We start from the raw sequence: 20,507 nt of genomic DNA, 5'->3' as shown, positions 1-20,507 counted from the left end.
TCTAAATCCTCTGAATAGAACTAAATAGAAAGAGTCCCCTTTTGGGGACTCCGTTCATCATTCTGGATTTTTACGAGTTTTTCATGATACTGGGTCGCCATGCTCATATCGAGAAAGTTACCGCAGCGACTTAGCAAAGCCTGTTCTCCATGTAGGATATTCTAGAACCCACCCGCATTCGTTTTTGACTTTGTCGTTCGAGGCCCCTCTCTCCCACGGACTTCCTCCCGATTGAATGTCTGGTGCCGATGCACCCAAAGCTCGAGCATATACAGGGAGCCAGTCTACTCCCTTGGCGGGTTCATCATCGACGATGTTATACGTGCCGATCGGCCAATCGAGCGCCAGCAAAGCAGCATTTGCGGCATCTTCGACATGAACAAATGAAGACACCCCGTCCGTAGCGTTCATTTCTTGATTCATGATCTTTTGTGCGGTATCCCCATTTTTAGCATACCAAGTTGCAGGTCCATACAAAGTACCATATCGTAAAATGACATGCGCAGGAATTTCTTTTACAGCTTCCTCCAGGGCCACAACACCGTTAATGGTTGTATTTCTAGGCATAGGTGCATAGATGTCCAATGCGGTTTCTTCCGTCGCAGGGGTTGTGCCAGGCTCATAGGCCCATGAGATACTCTGTGCAATCATTTTTTGTACCTTCGCCTGTTTAGCTGCGTCTACCAAATTGCGGGTTCCTTCAATACGTATGCGTGCATTTTCTGCTGAGCTGCCTTGACTTAATGAGGTAAGTTGATGAATTACAACATCAGGTTTAATTTCCATTAGAATATCCACCATTTGCTCTCGATTAAACACATCGGCAAGCACGGCTTTGGCTCCTGTTTGCTCGATGGCTTCTTTCTGCTCTTCTTTCCGCGTCATGCCAACAACTTCGTGTCCAGCTTGTACGAGCTGCAGCAGCAACAATCTCCCAATAACACCACTTGCACCAGCTACAAAAATTTTCATAGAAATAGACCTCCAGGTTCTGTTTACAATTTATTATTTTGAAATTTCGCATACTTTATTTTGATAAAATCAATGAATCTTCTTTAGACATCATAGTTAAGGATAGAATTCCCATCGCTGTAGAGATCAATACCATGACCAATATTCCTTCATTAAAATGACCCGTACGATCATGCAGATAGCCTGTTAAGAATGGGCCTGATGCTCCAATTAGAAAGCCTATGCACTGCGTCATAGCCGCCCATGAGGCCGCCTCTTCAGGCGAAGTAGTCAGTTCAACCGGAAGCAAATTGAGCAGTGCAAACAACATACCCGATCCCAAACCACAAATAAACACAGCAAGCCATAAATAAGTAGAAAAGAAAATCAGCAACAGACCAGCAGCTTGCATTATGGAGGATACGATGAGCCAGTTTCTTCTTGATGGATGGCTTTTAAGTAACTGTTGCACAATGGCACCACTTGGAATTTGTATCAATGCGAACAAAGTAACCATAAGCCCGGCATGAAGTTTGGAAGCACCTGCTCCAATAAGGATTAAGGGAAGCCAACCTAAAAGGGAATAAAATACAAGGGATAACATTCCGAATTGCACAGCTAGAATCCATGCTTTTTCCTTTTGCCAAGGTAGTTCTAACGATTTTTTGTATGCAACGGTTGAATTCGGTTTAGAGCTAGAAGGATGTTGCTTTAGCACACTAAGCCATAGAGGCAAAGCGAGAATCACAGGCATCCCCCAGAACGATAATGACATTTGCCACGAATGAAGCTTCCAATTCAAGGGTGAAGTAAGGCTTGAACCAAGTGCCGCACCTAATGCTAGAGCCATAGAATAGATTGCAATCATGGAGGGTGCTCTGTCAGCCATATGCTTTTTGATAAAGCCGGATAACAAGGGTCCCATCATAGCAATACCTACACCAGATAACAATGTAGTGAAAAATAACAACGAAGCGGAATGGATAAATAGGCGTAAAAGTGTGCTCCCCCCAATCAGCGTTAAGGAAAAGGTAATGACCTTCTCAATTCCCCATTTTTCACTCAATTTTACAGAGAACGGAGCAAGTATCCCCATGCATAACACCGGAATAGATACAAGCAGGCTGGATACAGCACCGCTTAGGTCAAGGTCATGTTGGATGCTTCCCAAGACAGGAGCAATAGATGATACAACAGGTCTTAGATTCAGAGATGCCATAAAAAGTGCTATAACGCATAACCAACGATGCAATTGGTAATCTTTGTCCATGGGTATAATGGGTATCGGAGGTATACTCTCAGGTGCTGTGTTCATTGTTGGTGCTCTAAGGGTGTTGCTCCTATGTTTTCTCATACAATTCGCTTCTTTCTATAGGAATAGAGTTTGGCATGACTTATGATATCATGATATATTGGTCATCATTAGAGCCATTTTTATTTCATTTTGACCATACCACTTTAGGATGAAAGGAGATCCTTCATGCAGTCCGAACGGAATGAAACGAAAACCAGACAGGTATACTCGTGGATTAGAGATCGAATTATGCAAGGCATTTACAAAGCAGGGACCTCCCTCCCCTCTACTCGGGAATTGGCCAAAGAACTTGGGGTTTCACGTGCCCTTATTGTAGAGGTGTATGAGCAGCTAACGGCTGAAGGATTTCTGGAAGGTAAACAAGGTTCAGGGACCTTTGTAAGAGATATTGGCTCAAGCACAACGCTACGTCTGCAGCCTGAAGATAGGAGTTACAGGAATGAGGATATCTCTCCAATGCATGGAGATCGTTCATCTTATATCGATTTTCGTCCCAGTTTTCCTGCTCTTGAGCATGTTCCTCTTCAGAAGTGGAAAAGAGTTGCACTCGATGTGTACCACAATTTCCCCCCTTCTATGCTCGGGTATCAGGAGGATATGGCTGGTGATATGGAGCTTCGACTAGCTATTTGTGATCATCTTCTCCATATCAAGGGCCTTCACTGCCTTCCTTCGCAAATTATCGTTACGGCTGGAGCAACGCAGGCTTTTTCGATACTCGGCAAGCTTTTATTAACGGCTGGTGAAACGATTGCAATGGAAGACCCAACGGCAACATTTATTCATAATATCTTCGCTGAGACGAGCGCCCGGATTGTGCCTGTGCCCGTAGATTCCGATGGTCTATGTGTAGAGCAGCTGCCAACCGATGTGAAGCCCAAATGTATTTTTGTAACGCCGTCTCATCAATTTCCGTTCGGGAGTATTCTGTCGATCAGCAGGCGCCTCCAATTGCTGGACTACGCTCGAAACGCAGGCGCCTACATTATAGAGGATGATTATGACAGTGAGTTTCGTTACGGGGGAATGCCTATTCATGCCTTGCGAGAGCTTGATACAGAGCGGGTAATCTACGTAGGGACATTTAGTAAAAATATGTTCCCTGCATTAAGGCTCGGTTATATTGTGGCCCCACAAGAGTTGGTAGAATCGATCGTACAGCTTAAACGTACGGCCGATATGCAGTCTCCTGTCTTATCGCAATCAACATTGGCCCGATTTATGAACGAAGGGCATCTGAAACGTCATATTTTGCGAATGAAACGGATCTATCATAAACGAAGAACTCACCTGCTTCAGGCGTTACGGGAAACATTTGGAGAGAACGTTCAAATATCGGGTGATGCAGCAGGTTTGCATCTTATCGCAACTTGGCCAGGACGCAGCGCGGATCTTTTGACAGCAAAGGAACTGGAGAAGCATCATATCAAGATTTACCCAGCCGAGCGATACACCATTCGTAAAGATCAGCATAATGACAGTCTTATCATGGGCTTTGGCAATGTGAACGAGACTCAGATTTCCGAGGGGATTCAAGTGCTTGCACAATTTATATAATTTAGTGAGCATTTATATTTCTCCAAACGATCCAAAATCGCGAATATAAAAAAGGAAGAGCCTCTGCCCTTCCTTACTTCAGTTTTATTTCATTTGTACCATCAGATGATCCCTTCATCGAAATAGGATACCTGCACATTTTTACGGACGATTTTTTGTAAACTTTCCTCATAAAATGGCATCAGCGCATCCGCTTCTTCAAGACGAATCCAGGTTATTTGTCTGATCTCATCAGGTCTTGAGATGGTCTCAGCTCCACTTACAATGCATGCTCTGAAGGTTACACATATACCATGTTCGGAACAATCTTTCTTCCTATACTCATTTATGGCTGCGACACCTTTAAGCTGTACATGTAAACCTGTTTCTTCATATACTTCACGAATGGCAGCGGCTTCTAACGTTTCGTGAGGTTCAACTTTGCCACCCGGAAGAGACCACGTCTCTGAGCCTATATTTTGGACCATTAATAGATGTGAATCATTCGAGTCGGTAATCAATGAATAGACGGTGTACACTCTGTTCATCCTTTATTCCTTTCTAGATGCTGACGATAATGACCCCTAGAAGAATAATGCCAATGCCTGTCCATTGACTCTTCATCAGCTTTTCTTTCAAAATCCATCCGGCCATAAGTATGGTAACGACACTATATAATGACGTGAGTGCAGTTGTGCTCGTGGTATAATCAATGGTTTGTCCCATATTAAAAGAGAGTAAAGCTCCTGTATCCAGCAGGGCGGCTACAACCAGAATAAGACCGGTTGACAGTCCTATGCGCGGGAGCTGGATTCTTTTTACCCGTAGAAGTGTAAACGCACAGAAAAATTGGATGATCCGTGTGACGAGTACAGGAAGAGTCACCCCCAGCTGAGGAGTGACGTATCCGATCGCCCAAAAATAAAAACCGATGCAGATTGAGGCGATAATTGCCTCCGGTATACCCGACAACGTCACTTGTTGCCCAGCGCTTTTGCTTGATCTCGTTACCGTCAACACGCCGATAATCAGTAGGATGACACCAATAATCGTATTGAAAGGCAATCGCTCACCGCTGGCAAAAGCTAGAATGGCAGTTACCACAGCAAAGCCCGAGCCGATCGGAGAAACGAAGGATAAGGTCCCCTTTTCAAAAGCTCGATACAACAATAACGTACCAACAAAGTTAATTAAACTTATACCTGCTATTCCCATCCATGCCATTGCGTTTTGACTAATATGAGGGGATTGCGTAAGTACATACCCTCCCAGCAAAAGTGAGGAAATGAACTGAATTCCGAGCAAGGCAGGCAAAGTTTGAACTTTTCTGGTGGCCTGGGTAACCATAAAGTCCGAAAAACCAAAACAAAGTGCTGCAATCAGGCCGAATATCATACGTTTATCCTCCAAATTTCGCTTTTTGCCATGCACCCGAATTATTTATAAATTATGATGGAGATACAGAATTGTGGCTGCTGCCCTTCGTTTTACGATTCAAAGTTCTCTCTTCCCCGTACTTGTAGAACAGTACTAAGCTAAACATAAACAGACTTGCAAAAAGCGTGACAAGAGGTAAGCTCCACACTTTTTCTGCTGGAAATATAAAGGTTAGTAGCGGTATAGCGTACAAAGCGGGAATTCGGGCTTGAAAAAGGCGCGATATCATGACGACTACAATCATATCCATGAACGTAGCCAGCACCTGTGAATCCAACTGCATAAAAATGAGAACGCCAACGGCAGCAGATAACGTTAGTGTAATTCCCTGCTTAAATGCAATTTTTGCTGTGTACATCGGCTTTTGCAGCGATTCGTAAACGACAACAAAAATAGGCGGAATTACAGCCATTTGTTCATAACCCAGTAACCAGCAAACACTAAGCCAGCATAGTGAAATTCCCAGGAAGATTACCATGTATTTGTATTGGATCATCGACTTTGTTGCGAGATTTTTATGAAGCTGGAACACAACAACTCCGGCCATTAAAGTTAATGTAAAACCAAAGACAATCCATACAAATGACCAATCCTCTGAATGAATAGCGAGTGGTAATAGACCTGTAGCAATGGCGGGTGTAAGATTCGAACGTATTAATCTTAAAAACAACATCATGAACATTAGAGTAAGGACGATCTTGATTGGATAAAAAATCTGGAACTGATTGATGATCAGACCTATCGCAGCTGTAACGGTCGGTGCAATGAATATGACAGAGGGACGTCTGATCCACCCTGGTTCTCTATATACCCACATGGCAATAGCCATCGCTGCAACCTCTGGTAAAATGATCTCTGAATGTTGTAAAAGTTCAGATAAGCCAATCATGAGTAGAATAAATAATATCGCAATAACGTAAGGCATCTTGCTTATTTTGTTCGTTGCGGGATCTGTTGCATTCATATGCTCCCCTTTCATTCCCTGTTGCTGTTGGATAATCATAGCTATGATTGATATACATTTATTACAGCATGCTGTTTGATTATGCTAACATGAATATTTTGAATGTTTTAAGTACCACTATATGCATTTTTTTGCATACCAATTTTGAGTTGTAGGGAAAGAAGAAACTAAATATGTAATGAACTTTAGCGTTATACTTGAAAAATGGTGTGTGTATAACGAAAAAAGTCGCTAAATTAGCGACTTTAATAGGACTATGTTCATACCTGGACCCATCTTTCTTTCAATTCTCTATAAAAATTACAAGTATAGTTTCTATATGATGATAAAAATTAACTTCTATTTAAAATGCCGAGATAAGCACTCCAGGGTCCAACATCATTCCTGTATCTCTCCGCCATCACCCTAACAATCTGCGAAATATGTGTAAAATCATGAACGACCCATGCAGAGAGAAGCTCCCTTAACTTTACCTGGCCAAACTCCGGATGCAAGCCGGTTTTCTCCAGGTCAGGATTTGAAAGGATGATATCGTTGAGTGAGGAGATACTTGTCTTTCTGATGATGCTAAATTCCTGTAATGCCTCTTCCGTGGTTCGATCCGTTGTATCCTTCAAATGGGAGAAACGGTCAAAAGCAGGAAACAGCTGATGTTCCCCTTCCACCACAATGGATTGTACTCGCGGAATCCAATTATGTTTCTCTGCTTCAATGAGATGTTCCATCACCTCGTGTACATTCCAGGTTCCATCACCTTCATTACTTTGCAGCCATCCGTTTGAAAGTCCAGATAAGAATTGCTCCAGAGTTTGCGGCGTGCGCTCCAAAATCTCAATTGCTTCTTGTAAACTGAAATTAATATCAATACACCCCTCTATTAAATAATACATTCAATGATTGAACCAAGCCCATACCTTTGATCTTTACTAGAGTCTCAAATGAGATTAACAAAGCAACTTCTTTAAGTCTTCATTTGGATTGTTCTATTAGTTTCTTTTCTTTAACGCTTGTCCGTGTTCCTTCTTTTCCTAACTTTTCAGATGGATGTCACCATATTGAAAAACTTTTATTATGTCAAACGAGGAGTATAGCTCTAACGGGTCTTGTATATATAACAGCCCCCTTCTCTAAGGAATCGTTTGGAATACCCATTATTCTTCTTGTGCTTTCACTTTTGGCAGGTTATTTTTTGGATCGTCGATTATTTGTTAAAAAAAGAAGGTAATTTAGGGGATTCACATTTAGGCAACTTATAAAACAGATTGAAAGATGTGTCAAACTAAAAAAGATGGGCAAGAAATACAAAGGGAATTCCACTGTATTTCTTGCCCGGTTTATTTCAAAAAGATGGCGAAGGAGCAACTAACATCCCAGATGGAAGGTTGCATAATTAGTTTACGCCCAGTTTCTCTAACACAAGATCAATCGATTTTTCCTTAATATGAGGAGCATCGCTAATAATCCAGTGAGGTACAGTATAAACTTGTTTGTTCTTTATTGCCTTCATGTTGTTCCAGATTGAACTTTGAGTTAATTCCTCGTAAATCTTTTTAGCTTCTTGATCTCCGCCGCGCAGAGGGCGCCCAATCTGAATAAATATATGATCTGGATTTAGCTCCGGCAACTGTTCAATTGATATATTTTCGAAATTTTGAATCGATTCGGTTTGAGGCAAATATTGTAGGCCTGTGTCTTGAGATAATGTCGCTCCTAAGGATTGAGTGGAGCTATATATTCGAAGTACCTTAGGCATCACACGCATATAAAGGACCGTTTCAGTAGGGTCAATCTTTGAGGTAAGGAGCTGCATTGAAGCAGTTGCCTTCTGATCATACTGAGCTAACCATTCCTCCGCTTCCTTGTTTTTACCAAGCATGCTTCCGAGTTCTTGCAAAGATTTACGCCAATCATCGTTTTCCTTTGTAAGGATTGTGGGTGCAATTTTGGTCAATTGGTCAACAATTTCTCTTCGGCTTTCCCAACCGATAATTAAATCCGGATTGCTTTGAGAGAGTACTTCGAGATTGGGTTTATCTCCAAGATCAATGACACCCTCTAATGCATCTTTCTCTAAATATTCCAGGTTCGTTTCTCCCATTAAGTTTGTCATAGCGTAAGGTTTGATGTCCAAGGCTAAGAGAAAATCAGCTAGTTGCCAATTTAAAACTGCAATCTTTTTGGGCTCTCCATTTATCGTTGTTTCCCCTGCTTCATTCGGAATAGATATGGAATGCTCAGATGCTCTTTCCCCGCTTTTATCTGCATTAGAATCACGCTGCGTACCGATTGTGCGTTCACCTATACCACAACCAGAAAGGAAAAGGGTACTAATCAGCAGTAGGAGTAAAGTAATTCTGAGATATTTTTTGATATGTAACAAATGTCTTTCCCCCCATGTATATAGAATGCACACATTATAATGATAATAATTATCATTGTCAATTAGCAAGAGGTATTATCCATTCCTAGCAGGTAGATTACAAACCTGGCGTCAAGATCTAATGTAACCTACCCTTCTGTTCATAAAGATAGGCAATTACGAGTTCAAGAAACAGCGGCATCGTAGGATACAAAGATCCTACGATGCCGCTACATGATTCATACGATAAATGCTCCTCCTTCAGTGTAACGATGCATCATCTCAGAAGTTTTTAAGGAGTTAATGCACGAAGAATCTCCCTTAGCTTAGAGAGCGTCTTCATCTGATGCTGCTTCATGTGCAATCCAGTTTGCGGCGTGCGCTCAAAAATTGCGAATCGCCACAATAACTTTAATAGTTACGAATGATTCATCTGTTTCTTGGTATAATATTTTTCCATCACTTGATAAATAGATTCACTTTTAATGGGTTTACTAATGTATTCATCCATTCCTGCCTTCAAGCATCGATCCCTATCCCCTATTAGAGCATTTGCAGTCACTGCAACGATATAAGGACAGTCTTCTGAAGATAGATTCTCTTTGATCGCTTGAGTCACTTCAAATCCATTTAATTTTGGCATCTGCACATCCATAAATACTATATCGTATGCATTTCTCTTGACAGCCTCTAACGCTTCTTTTCCGTCCGCGACATGATCTACGAAGTGTCCCTTTTTTTCAATCATTTTACTAAGGACAAGCTGATTCATTTCATTATCCTCTGCAATCAGAATATGGAGAGGGGTGTCTCTATTCTTTTTTGGGGAGAGCTCTAAGCGTTGGCTGACTTCCTCATTGTTTATTTTAAAGCAGGCTGTGAATATAAACGTTGTGCCAGGTTCATCTGCATCCTCAATCCATATATCTCCATGCATGAGTTCTATCAATTTTTTGCTGATCGCCAGTCCCAATCCCGTTCCTTGTGTTTTGCGGGTCATAAAGTTATCCAATTGGTAGAATGGCTCAAATAATTGTTGCCTTTTCTCTACTGGAATTCCCACTCCCGTATCTTTGACTTTAAACTCGAGATACACGTTCTCCTCACATTGTTCTTTAACCCGTACTTCAATTTCAACGCTACCTTCGAGCGTAAACTTCACAGCATTACCGATGAGATTAGTAAGTACTTGTTTTAAACGAGATGCATCACCATAAAGCGGTATTGGAAGCGTCTCATCCAAACAAACATGAATGTCTAACTTCTTTTCGCGGATCAAAGGTTTTACGATTTGCACCGTTTCTGTCACGATTTCTTGAAGATCAAAAGGATCAACCACTAAATCGGTTTTCCCTGACTCGATCTTAGAAAAATCAAGGATATCATTGATAATAGTAAGTAAGGAATCTCCACTCTTTTGGATAATCTGAATATATTCTGTTTGCTCCTTGCTCAGTCCCGGGGTATCTAGAAGAAGATCTGTCATTCCGATCACACCATTCATAGGTGTCCGTATTTCATGGCTCATCATCGCCAGAAAATCGCTTTTCGCCTGATTCATCCTTTCAGCTGTTTCTTTGGCAATGAGAAGCTTTTTCTGTTCTGTGATGTCCTTGGCTATTAAATAGTAGCCGACATTGACATTATTAATAATAATTGGAGCAAGCGTTACCAACACTTCCGTTTCACGGCCGTCCTTGTGCAAAACAGTGTTCATTTTCTTCTCAGCCAAACCATAGTGACTCCGCAGAATGAGGCCTAGATTACTGGCTCCAATAAATCTTCCTATACTTTTTCCAATCATTTCGTTTACTGCATAACCTGTCATTTTTACGGCTGCAGGATTAGCATTAATAATGTTTCCACTCATGTCAAATGAAATAATAGCATCATGATTATACTTTTTGAGCGAGGTGTAACGTTCGATGGTTTCTTGAAGCCTGAATTCGATCTGTTTCTGTTCGGTAATATCCTGAAGTACACCTTTTAACTCTACGGGCTGTTGATGTTTGTTATAAATGATTAACCCACGTAATTGAATATACTTTACTCTAGCTTCGGACCGAGCGTATTTAAATTCAAAAACAAATGGATCTCTTTGTTCTGCGTCTCTTATTTTTTCTCGCAAAGATGCAACATCTGCAGTACTCATTACCTTATAGATATCTTTTGCGCAATAATATTGGTTTGTGCGGTCAAGTTCAAAGATTTCCAGCACCTGTTCAGAAATGGTGATCTGATCATGAACTACATCCCATTCCCAGCTTCCAATCTTCGCCAAGCGTTCGGCATTTGCGCTAATGCCTTTACTGTGCGAAAGTTTCCGTTCAGAACGGATACGATCAGTGATATCTACAATAAAGCAAATAAAGTAATGGAGTTCACATGTTACGTCGTCGCTGACTGGAGTTACATGAAATGAACACCATAATTCTTCGCCATTCTTTTTAATGCAGCGCCTTTCATATATATTTTCTTTTACTTTGTTATCAAAAAGTCCAGCTTCTTCAACTTTATCCATCGAGGAATTCTCCGGATGCGTTAAATCCTGGCAGCGGAGCTCCATCAGTTCTTCATAAGTGAAACCGGTCATATGACAGAAAGCAGGATTCACTTTCAGCCAATTTCCCTCCGGAGCTATAAGAGCAACTCCAATCGGTGTATGGTTATATATTTGCTCGAAGAATTCATGATGATTAACCTTCTGAACCTGCATTGAAAGCTCTCCCCTACTTCATTTTATGATTTAGAATCATTTTCCCAAAAACATTATTCTTTGTAAATCAAAATAAAACGAGATAAAACGTTTTTAAATATTAGCCTTTACCACATATCCAATTTGACTTCCAGTAACGGACAAGATGACACTGAATTTAGCATCGGACTACATTCTACTCCTCAAGTTTACGATAAGATAATATAAGTTCATAAATAATTATGCTTTATTTACTTCCAAGGGGGAACAGAACGTGAAACACAAGCGCAACAAAAGAATGGATTTAAGATTAAAACTATATTCGATCATCCTTGTCCCACTACTGGCTATGGGCGGCCTGATTCTGTGGGCAACGAACTACTCCAGTGAAAATTCATCCTTGATGACAATGCAGCATAACAACCAGAAGCTTGCAGTGAACATCGCTTCTGAGATGGGTAAGGAATCAGCATTAATCAACTCGTTATACAACTCAGGTTCGGAGGAAAGCTCCGAATACAAAACACTTAGAGAACAGCTTGTTAAGGCTCGCCTTCAATCGGGGGCTCTTTATGTTTATATGTATAATAAAACACCGAAAGGATGGGTCTACACCGTGGATGGCGCGGATTGGGACGATCCGGAATACAGTCCTTACGGGACTGCGTTTGAGCTGAACTCTCAAACTCTAGAACGTTTGGCTAGCGGTGAAGTTGTAACTACTGGCATTGTCGAAGATCCTGTCTGGGGAATGCTTATGTCCTCTTTTACACCAATTAAAGATTCGCAAGGAACTACTATTGGTTATTTGGGCATGGACCAGTCTGCAGCAGAAGTTGAAGGTGTTTCCGCAATAACGTTGAATAATACGTATGGTAAAGTTATCCCGATTTTTGCAGTAGTTTTAATTTTATCGTTCATCATTATGCTGCTTGTCGTAAGAGGGATCCTTCGTCAAGTATCTGACATTAAGTCAAGCCTGGAACAGGTCTCTTCCGGGAATCTCCGAGTTGTATCCACTCAGATGACAAACGATCAACTCGGGGACATCAGTAACCTAATCAATACTATGGTTGTGCAACTAACGAACATTATGAAGGGAATACAACAAGGTTCGGCTACACTACAACAGTCTTCTAAAAATATTGCCGAGACGGCTCTTACAAATCAGCGTCAGTCTGAAGAGCTCTCCAGAGCCATCGAGGAAATTGCCATAGGCTCCATGAAACAAGCTGAAGAGACAGAACGCTCCGTCCAGCATTCTGAAAATCTGGGCAGTATTATGAATGAAGTAGGTTCTTATGTGGAACAGTTCACCCGTACTTCCGATCAGTTATCTGCATTGCAAATACAAGTGACACGCCAACATGAAGTTCTGCTAGAAAAAGGCCGTGAGAACGCCAAACTTGTTGAGGATCAACAGAATATTTCCAAGTCGCTGACGACACGCTCGGAACTTGCTTCTTCCATCAGTGGACAGATTCACAACATATTAAAACAAACTCAAATTTTATCTTTAAATGCTTCGATCGAAGCAGCCCGTGTTGGTGAAGCGGGTAAAGGTTTTGGAGTTGTTGCTAATGAGATGGGACATCTCGCTCAAGAATCCGAACGTTCGATTCAGGAGATTGATGAGATACTGAGTTCATTTGTTCAAGAAATTCATCATATGGGAACGCATCTGGATTCAAATATGTTGGCTGCCAAGGAGCAGGAAGAACAGATCGCTGAATGTCTTCAAAGCTTCAAACAGGTAAGCCGGTTATCCTCTGAAGTGCATGAACTTGCTCAACGTCTGGAAAATCGGACAATCCATATGCAATCCATTCGCCAAGAGGTAGAGCAACATTTGAGTTACATTGCTTCCGCAACCGAGGAAACATCAGCGATGTCCGAAGAAGTTTCCGCCAGTGCTGTAGAGCAACAGCGTTCGGCCAATGAACTATCAGGTATTTCCGGAGAGCTAACCCTCCTTGCTGACAACCTCAAATCGTATTCAGATCAATTTCAAATCGAAGTCCATGATACGGATAAATAATAAGTAAAGACCGATGCTTGATTCAATAAAGTATCGGGCTTTTTTTATAGTTTTTGACTCTTGGTTTTACTTTTTAGGAGAGTTCCCTTATTCTTTTGTTTTGTGTTACGGTTCTCTGTAACTAAAATCCAACCGGCCAGTGTTTCATTACACAGCGGTTTGTTTTAAATTATCAACAGCTGGCTTTTCGCATGATTACAAGCCGGACTAGCAATACTAAGGAATAGTTGGAAAAAGCATACATAACGGAGGTCTCATCATGGTTTTCACAATCACAATTATCATCGTTGCACTGTTTGCAATATGGGGAGCAGTTGCCCCTGATCAGCTGGCGGATGTAGCTAACGTAGCTTACAACTTCTCGATTCAAAATTTTGGCTGGTTTTATTTGCTGGCGACACTGTTCTTCCTGATCTTCGCTTTTTATTTAGCTTTCAGTCGATTTGGCGGTATTAGGCTGGGGGATGACGATGATGAACCGGAATATTCTACGATTTCCTGGCTATCCATGCTGTTTAGCGCTGGTATGGGCATTGGACTAGTTTTCTGGGGAGTTGCTGAACCGCTCTCCCACTATTTATCTGCACCGGAAGGAGCGGCATCCGGGACTACGCAGGCAGCGAGACTTTCAATGCGGTATTCCTTTTTCCACTGGGGGCTGCATCCTTGGGCGATCTACACCGTCATTGGTTTAGCACTTGCTTACTTCCAGTTCCGGAAAGGCTACAAAGGTTTGATTAGCTCCACCTTTATTCCTCTCATCGGTGAGCGACTTGCTGCAGGTTGGCTTGGTAAGGCCATTGATATATTGGCGGTCATCTCCACCATCTTTGGTGTGGCGACCTCGCTTGGATTGGGTGCGCTTCAGATTGGCGGGGGGCTGAGTCATTTATTTGGAATTCCTAATACGACAATAGTTCAGGTTGTTATTATCACCGTTGTAACTGTACTTTTTTTAATCTCGGCGACTTCCGGTCTGGATAAAGGGATTAAGATTCTAAGCAACACAAACCTTGTGATCGCTGTGTTATTAATGCTTTTTGTATTGGTGACTGGCCCAACAACGTTTATCTTCGATACATTCACGACAACCATGGGCAGCTATTTACAGAATATTACTAACATGAGCTTGAGACTGACGCCGTTTTCAAGAGAAACCTGGATAGGGGCGTGGACGTTATTTTACTGGGCATGGTGGATCGCATGGGCTCCCTTTGTTGGTACGTTCATTGCGAGGGTATCGAGAGGTAGAACCATTAAGGAATTTGTAATTTACGTCCTGCTTATTCCAAGCCTTTTCGGATTTATCTGGTTCTCCGTCTTCGGCGGAACAGGACTTCACCTGGAATTGTTTGATGGCGTGCGTCTGGCAGAGGCTGTCAAGGAAGATACAACAACTGCTTTATTCCTTATGCTGGAACAGCTGCCTTTAGGCACGATCGTAGCTTTTATCGCTACAATCCTGATTATGATCTTCTTTATTACATCGGCTGATTCGGCTACCTTTGTACTCGGTATGCTGACTTCAGATGGAACGCTGGACCCGAGTAATCGAGTAAAGCTTACTTGGGGAATTCTTCAGTCCGCTATCGCGGTCGTGCTGCTGATCAGTGGAGGATTGAATGGCCTACAGACGGCCTCTATAGTGGCCGCATTGCCATTCGCTGTTGTTCTGATCGGGATGTGCGTCTCTCTTCTCAAAGCTTTGCAAGCTGAGGATCGTGAGCGTCGTCAGAAGGAAAAACGGCAACGTCAAAAGCTGAAACGACTGCTTGAAGAACAAGATAACCTGCAAGTCTGAATTTCAAATTTCAAGCAGGTCATGTATTCTTGATCTTTAACGTATACAACCTCAACAGAAAGACAATGAGGACACCCACCTTTGCGTGGGTGTTCTTTTATATCATTTTATTTTGTTGATCACCTGAAAATCGGGATCTCTAGCCCCATAAAATCTCAAGTAAGGCAGTTTATTATTATGGTTTGATGTTACTCCATTCGCTTACATCACATTGTCCATAATCATTATCGCCCACCGCAACTATCGTACCATCTGATTTCAGTCCAAGCGTATGGGCACACCCTGCTGAAACAGCTCGAATCTCATGCCATTCACTTACAACACATTGCTGATGTTTATTCGAACCCACAGCAATGACTGAATCGTCAGATTTTAAACCAACCGTATGATAACTTCCCGCTGCGATAGCTACAATATCACGCCATCCGCTTACGTCACATTCACCTTCCTTGTTCCTACCCACAGCCACTAGCGTGCCATCTGACCGAAGCCCAACCGTATGAAGATACCCGGCGGAGACAGCTAATATGCCTCTCCATTCGTTAACGTTACATTGTCCATACTTATTGTTACCAATGGCTGTTACTGTACCGTCTGATCTGAGACCGACTGTATGCCAGTCTCCCGTCGTGACTGCTGCAATATCGCGCCAGCTGTCAACGTTGCACTCCCCTTCATTATTTCGCCCCACCGCAACTACCGTGCCATCTAATTTAACCCCAACAGTACGACACCAGCCGGCTGAAACGGATACTATATCGCGCCATTCGCTTACATTGCATTGCTCATGTTTATTCCAACCGGTAGCTGTTACCGTACCATCGGATTTAAGACCAACGGTGTGGGCATTACCCGTGTTTGTAGCCATATGAACATTTGCAGCATCAACTGCGACGATATGACTCCAGTGACTTACATTACATTGTCCGCATTTATTATCACCCACTGCTGTTACTGTACCATCTGATTTGAGACCAACGGTATGACGACGACCCGCCGCTATAGTAGAGTTGCGAAGGCGTTTCGTGTCAAACCATGCTTTCTTCCGTGAACTGTAGTCCATATCGTTCCTCCATCATTCGAAATCCTACTTTTTCCTCCGTTCATTCAAATGATCTTTTCAAAAATGATTTTCCAAGCGGATTATTTTCACTAATGAAAAAAACCTCAGATGATAACTATTCTGAGGTTAATCCACTAACTATTTTTGAAAATTCCTATCCTGTTGCAGTCTTTTGATTCTGAAGACTGTCGTGTCAGTTATTTTCAATACCTTTGATGACTTCAACCTTCTTATCCCCTGCTGTTGCTATGTCTAACGTGGTTTTACCTTGGATCGCAACGATTGCACCAGTAGCTAGCATAGAAACGATTAAAGTTGCAGTCAGGGCAGTGGAAATTTTCTTCTTGACCATAACGATACCTCCCATATTTTCATGAATTTTTCTAAAAAAGAGATATGACTCAGACTTCACTGAAGAATAACAATATTTCACTTTATTGTTGGGTAATTTCATCTGGTGATTGTATTATAACCTACTGATAATATTTGTAAAAGGTTTTTACTGATGCTCAAAGAAAGTCAGATTCTACTGAATCTATACCTAAGCCCTACTGAAAACGACCGAAGTCTCCTGACTCTCTTGCAGTATTAAGTTAACATATTTCTGGTTACCCTTCATGTGCACTTGTGTCTCAACTCCATCAACCAGAGCGGTTGTCCATGGCAACCCCGAACTCAGTCGAATGGTATTATCTTGAATAAGTGAAGACAAAACTACTCTGATTATCCCCGTTGATTGATCCCATGACAAACGGCTTACTTTCACTTGTGTTCTTGCCATTAAGCCATCGATGTTACCGGACATCCAGTCAGAAGAAAGTGCAGGCAGTACTTCTATTTCTCCTGTATTGGAATAGAGCAAAGCTTCCTGTACCGCGGCAACTACACCAAAAGCAGTGTCCGTACAATAACAATGATTTCTACGGTTAGTATCATGATCAGTCATCAAAGAATCATAATAACCACCTTCGGTCATCATTGGTAGGAGTGAATGAAGAACACCACCTGCATTTTTTAATCGTGCATGTACGAGTGCTTTATGCATCCAGCCATGACCTGCTGTTGCATCCGTTGTGTTAAACTTGTCTCTGTTTGCCAGAGCTATAGCAGAAGCCGATGCAAGATCTGCATCACCGTGGGTTTCATAAGCAGGCCAGGCAGCATATAAATGACTCAGATGCCGGTGATCATTGTTTTCAATATACTCGGCCATAGCCCACTCACAGAGCGCACCATCTTCACCGTAACGATATGCTGGCAACTGCCCCATCAGCTTGTTCCACTTGTCTACCGCTTTCTCATATCCCGGGCGCTTTAAAGCCATCTCCGCTTGAATAACCATATTTAATCCATCTCGTGCTGCAGAAATGTCCATCGTAGCGTTTGCGGTGATAGTGCTGTTATAACCAATTGGGTGATTCTCAGGAGAGTACGTAGGAATGATCATATAACGCTCACCGGCAAGTAATGAACGTTTGCCAGGCTCATAACGTGATTGTCCCGTAACATCTGTGAAATACTCAGGTGTACAGATCTGCTCCCAGAAGTTAGCTTGCTTGGTGAGCAGCGGTAGCAAAATATCTTGAAGCAGATTCAGCGTACCGCGTTCTTTCAAACTCAGGAATGCCTCATCTGATAAGCCGTTGTCATGAACAGATAAAAGCGATTGCAGACGATCGATGTTCATCTCCTCCGCAATGGGAATATCACGATCGCCGAAACATTGCCAGTATTCAAAAATAGGAAGTAAACACCAGCTCGCACCGGCATTCCAGTATTCAAAAGGATAGTCGTTATCATATTCGACATGCATAGCACGGTCTCCGTCTGAGTTAACACTTACCTGAATCGCATCATGCATGCCGTAAGCCATACGGGCATTGGCTTCGAAATCCGGGGCATTTCTGAGGAGAAATGAGATGTACCCAAGCTGAGCCTGTGTTAGACTCCCCGTATTCATGGCTGCGACTTGCAGGTTCACATTCGCATCAAGTGTGTAAATGCCTCTCCATCCCGGATTCCATTCGCCTGTCCACATCCCGTATAAACGAGGAGCACTGCTTCCGCTGCAACAGATCATAGCATATCGCCCCTGGTTGTAGACCTGTTCCATAAAAGCATGATTAATTCGGTTTGCGGATGCCTGTTGCAGTTCAATGAGTTGCAGATTATCGACATCTTTGTGTTTCTCGTCACCATCAAGAGCAAAACGTACAGCGTTAAATTCACGGGAATGCCATTCGGCATGTAATGAAAGTGCCTGCTCATAATCAAATGCACATTGTGCATGACTATACTTCTGCACGACCGACTGGGTGTGCTGTAACAACTCATCTACAAGGAAGTAGCTTGAACAGTCGGCAAAGTTCTCTATGCTCCCCATCTCGTGAGTTCGTCCCGAAGTTGTGATGAGGTATACGGCATCGGCATCATTGATCTGAATTGCCGGGTTTTGTTCCAACCCTACATTCATCTCCTCGTCTGTGTCTTCCAGCAAGATCCGTTCCTTCGTACCGTTAACAACGATAACTTGAGTAACACCTGCATATCCACCTTGGCTCAACTCACTCCCTATATAAGAGGGATAATGAACCACTTGAGCAAGATAACAGGCATCGGGATCTACCAGTTTTTTGTATCGAAGTGCACAAACTTCGGACATCCCGTTATGAGCCCCGTCCATATGTGAAATATCATCAAGCTGCAACACCATATTGATCTTCCGTCCAAGGTCAGAATGCTCCAGCTTAGTGATGGAAACATCATCTTTTCTAGATGTAAACGAAGTGCGTACCCACAAGCCATCGTTATCACGATATCTTACGCCCGTTTCGGCCGTTTCATAGTTCGTCCACCGTTCATAGTCTGAAACTTGTTCTCTGTTTATCATGTTCAAGCGAAGCTGATGACCTGGATGGTAACAATAATAAAATGTTCTTACACGGGTCTGCCCATTGTTGTGCTTGATTTTCCATTGATCATTCTGTTCAAACACATTTTGTCTGGCTTCCTGCAATTGACTAGTCAGTTCTGGTGGTATCTCTCTAGGGTCAGCGGAAGGGAAATTGAACCACATATGTTGAAAAATAAAGCTATCGGAATAAGGTGAACCTGACGTAATATAGCCATTTCTTCCATTTCCACTTACCATGCCATCTCTCCAGGCGTGCCCCGGATTTACAGCGGGTATTTCGGTATAATGCAGAGCGTAATTGCCTCGATCATATAGATGAGCTCTCGTTTTTCCCAACTTCCTCTCCCCCTTTTTCCATTTCCCAATCAAGCTTTCATAGCTATAATTATAGGGATGAGCAATGGAGTTGTGTTATCACAAGAGCCGACCAAGTTCCGTTCATGATGTCGCATTATGACAGAGGAGAATAAACCATGAATCTGCCCCCGATAGATATTGATGATATGGATATCAAGTTAAAACTCGATGACCTTGTCCTTAACGTACTGTATGTAAAATTCGGTTATTTTCATCAAACGATGCCCAAACACAGCCACAGTCATGGCAGCTATGAGCTTCATTATATTCCCTGTGGAAAGGGTCTTCTTATCGCCAACGGGTTGCATTATTCCTTGACGCCCGGCACCTTGTTTATGACCGGCCCTGAGGTCGAACATGAGCAAATCCCGGATCACACGGACCCCATGGCCGAATACTGTGTTTTTTTTGAGATTGTATCTGGACCCAAAGCAATGGATATTCTCAGCAAGGGACTTCTCTCTAGATGGCTGCTGGATACGCCTTTCTGGATTGGCCCCGATCAGGAAAACATGATGTGTTTATTTGAGATGCTTGCTCGGGAAGTGTCACTCAAACATTTTGGTTTTCATCAGATGACAACAAACATACTTGAGATGATTGTGGCTCGGACGATCAGACACTATCACCAAGCCCCCACCGCGGTACTGAATGCACCGGTTAAAACACTAAATGATAGCAGGCTTGTGACCATTGAGAACAGTTTCTTATATGACTATCAATCCATAACACTGAAAAAGCTTGCGGATCAAATTGGATTAAGTACAAGGCAGACAGAAAGGACCGTGCGGAAGCAATATGGAATGTCGTTTAAGGACAAAAAATGGCAAGCGCGTATGGAGGCTGCAGCAAAGCTTCTGCTGACGACCGATTTGCCGATTCGAGAGGTAGCTATCGCGGCAGGCTTTTCAACACCAGAACGATTCAGTCATTCGTTTAAAAAATATTATTATCAGTCTCCCTCAAAATATCGGAGTGAGCGCCGTATACACGATATGAATTGAAACTCATCAAGATTTTGCTTTAATCCTAGATGTCATAAGCATTGCGGCAGGCTTTTTTCCCTTGACCAATACG

The 20,507-nt window shown here is 42.5% G+C and carries 15 protein-coding genes; 4 read left to right on the top strand and 11 right to left on the bottom strand.

The annotated features are described in order from the left end of the window. Positions 1–117: 117 nt before the first annotated feature. On the bottom strand, positions 118–972 hold the full coding sequence (locus ABIE27_RS14755) for an NAD-dependent epimerase/dehydratase family protein (RefSeq protein WP_429350804.1): 855 nt from the start codon (positions 970–972) through the stop codon (positions 118–120). 55 nt (positions 973–1,027) lie between these two features. Then, positions 1,028–2,221 carry a CynX/NimT family MFS transporter gene (locus ABIE27_RS14750; RefSeq protein WP_161557049.1) on the bottom strand — a complete coding sequence of 398 codons (1,194 nt, stop codon included), beginning with the start codon at positions 2,219–2,221 and terminating at the stop codon, positions 1,028–1,030. Between the two features lie 210 nt (positions 2,222–2,431). Here ABIE27_RS14750 and ABIE27_RS14745 point away from each other — a divergent pair, with 210 nt between their 5' ends. After that, the gene (locus ABIE27_RS14745; protein WP_429350803.1) at positions 2,432–3,823 is read left to right on the top strand and encodes a PLP-dependent aminotransferase family protein; all 1,392 of its coding nucleotides are present in this window, start codon (positions 2,432–2,434) and stop codon (positions 3,821–3,823) included. A 101-nt stretch (positions 3,824–3,924) separates the two neighbouring features. Here ABIE27_RS14745 and ABIE27_RS14740 read toward each other — a convergent pair whose 3' ends face one another. The 6 genes from ABIE27_RS14740 to ABIE27_RS14715 form a co-directional block, all read right to left on the bottom strand. Further along, positions 3,925–4,350: an NUDIX hydrolase gene (locus tag ABIE27_RS14740; RefSeq protein WP_123066904.1), complete on the bottom strand. Its 426-nt coding sequence runs from the start codon at positions 4,348–4,350 to the stop codon at positions 3,925–3,927. A 13-nt stretch (positions 4,351–4,363) separates the two neighbouring features. Continuing rightward, positions 4,364–5,197, bottom strand: coding sequence for an EamA family transporter (locus ABIE27_RS14735; protein ID WP_429350802.1), 834 nt, complete (start codon positions 5,195–5,197; stop codon positions 4,364–4,366). A 52-nt stretch (positions 5,198–5,249) separates the two neighbouring features. Then, positions 5,250–6,203: a hypothetical protein gene (locus tag ABIE27_RS14730; protein ID WP_429350801.1), complete on the bottom strand. Its 954-nt coding sequence runs from the start codon at positions 6,201–6,203 to the stop codon at positions 5,250–5,252. 332 nt (positions 6,204–6,535) lie between these two features. After that, positions 6,536–7,063, bottom strand: coding sequence for a DinB family protein (locus ABIE27_RS14725; RefSeq protein ID WP_123066975.1), 528 nt, complete (start codon positions 7,061–7,063; stop codon positions 6,536–6,538). 530 nt (positions 7,064–7,593) lie between these two features. Beyond that, positions 7,594–8,583, bottom strand: coding sequence for an ABC transporter substrate-binding protein (locus ABIE27_RS14720; protein ID WP_429350800.1), 990 nt, complete (start codon positions 8,581–8,583; stop codon positions 7,594–7,596). Positions 8,584–8,980: 397 nt separating this feature from the next. Beyond that, entirely contained in the window at positions 8,981–11,278 is a 2,298-nt protein-coding gene (locus ABIE27_RS14715) for a PAS domain S-box protein (protein ID WP_429350799.1), read from the bottom strand. Between the two features lie 253 nt (positions 11,279–11,531). Between ABIE27_RS14715 and ABIE27_RS14710 the strand changes: the two genes are divergently transcribed. Together ABIE27_RS14710 and ABIE27_RS14705 are read left to right on the top strand one after the other, a co-directional pair. Next, positions 11,532–13,295, top strand: a complete 1,764-nt coding sequence (locus tag ABIE27_RS14710; RefSeq protein WP_123067335.1) for a methyl-accepting chemotaxis protein — start codon at positions 11,532–11,534, stop codon at positions 13,293–13,295. A gap of 259 nt (positions 13,296–13,554) precedes the next feature. Further along, positions 13,555–15,096: a glycine betaine uptake BCCT transporter gene (locus ABIE27_RS14705; RefSeq protein ID WP_429350798.1), complete on the top strand. Its 1,542-nt coding sequence runs from the start codon at positions 13,555–13,557 to the stop codon at positions 15,094–15,096. Positions 15,097–15,271: 175 nt separating this feature from the next. On the opposite strand, the gene ABIE27_RS14700 is transcribed toward ABIE27_RS14705, so the two are convergent. The 3 genes from ABIE27_RS14700 to ABIE27_RS14690 all read right to left on the bottom strand — a co-directional run bounded on the left by ABIE27_RS14700 (position 15,272) and on the right by ABIE27_RS14690 (position 19,409). Beyond that, entirely contained in the window at positions 15,272–16,159 is an 888-nt protein-coding gene (locus ABIE27_RS14700; protein WP_123067333.1) for an RCC1 domain-containing protein, read from the bottom strand. A 193-nt stretch (positions 16,160–16,352) separates the two neighbouring features. Continuing rightward, entirely contained in the window at positions 16,353–16,511 is a 159-nt protein-coding gene (locus ABIE27_RS14695) for a hypothetical protein (RefSeq protein ID WP_192895174.1), read from the bottom strand. A gap of 189 nt (positions 16,512–16,700) precedes the next feature. Beyond that, positions 16,701–19,409, bottom strand: coding sequence for a glycosyl hydrolase family 95 catalytic domain-containing protein (locus ABIE27_RS14690; protein WP_429350797.1), 2,709 nt, complete (start codon positions 19,407–19,409; stop codon positions 16,701–16,703). 137 nt (positions 19,410–19,546) lie between these two features. Between ABIE27_RS14690 and ABIE27_RS14685 the strand changes: the two genes are divergently transcribed. Beyond that, a complete protein-coding gene (locus tag ABIE27_RS14685) occupies positions 19,547–20,434 on the top strand; it encodes an AraC family transcriptional regulator (RefSeq protein WP_123067332.1) in 888 nt (295 codons plus the stop codon). The last annotated feature ends 73 nt before the right edge of the window (positions 20,435–20,507 follow it).

Origin of the sequence: Paenibacillus sp. 4624 (assembly GCF_050435065.1) — a bacterium.
GTDB classification, from domain to species: Bacteria; Bacillota; Bacilli; order Paenibacillales; family Paenibacillaceae; genus Paenibacillus; species Paenibacillus amylolyticus_D.
Note: the sequence above shows the minus strand (reverse complement) of the source record. Positions and strands in the feature narration are given on the sequence as shown.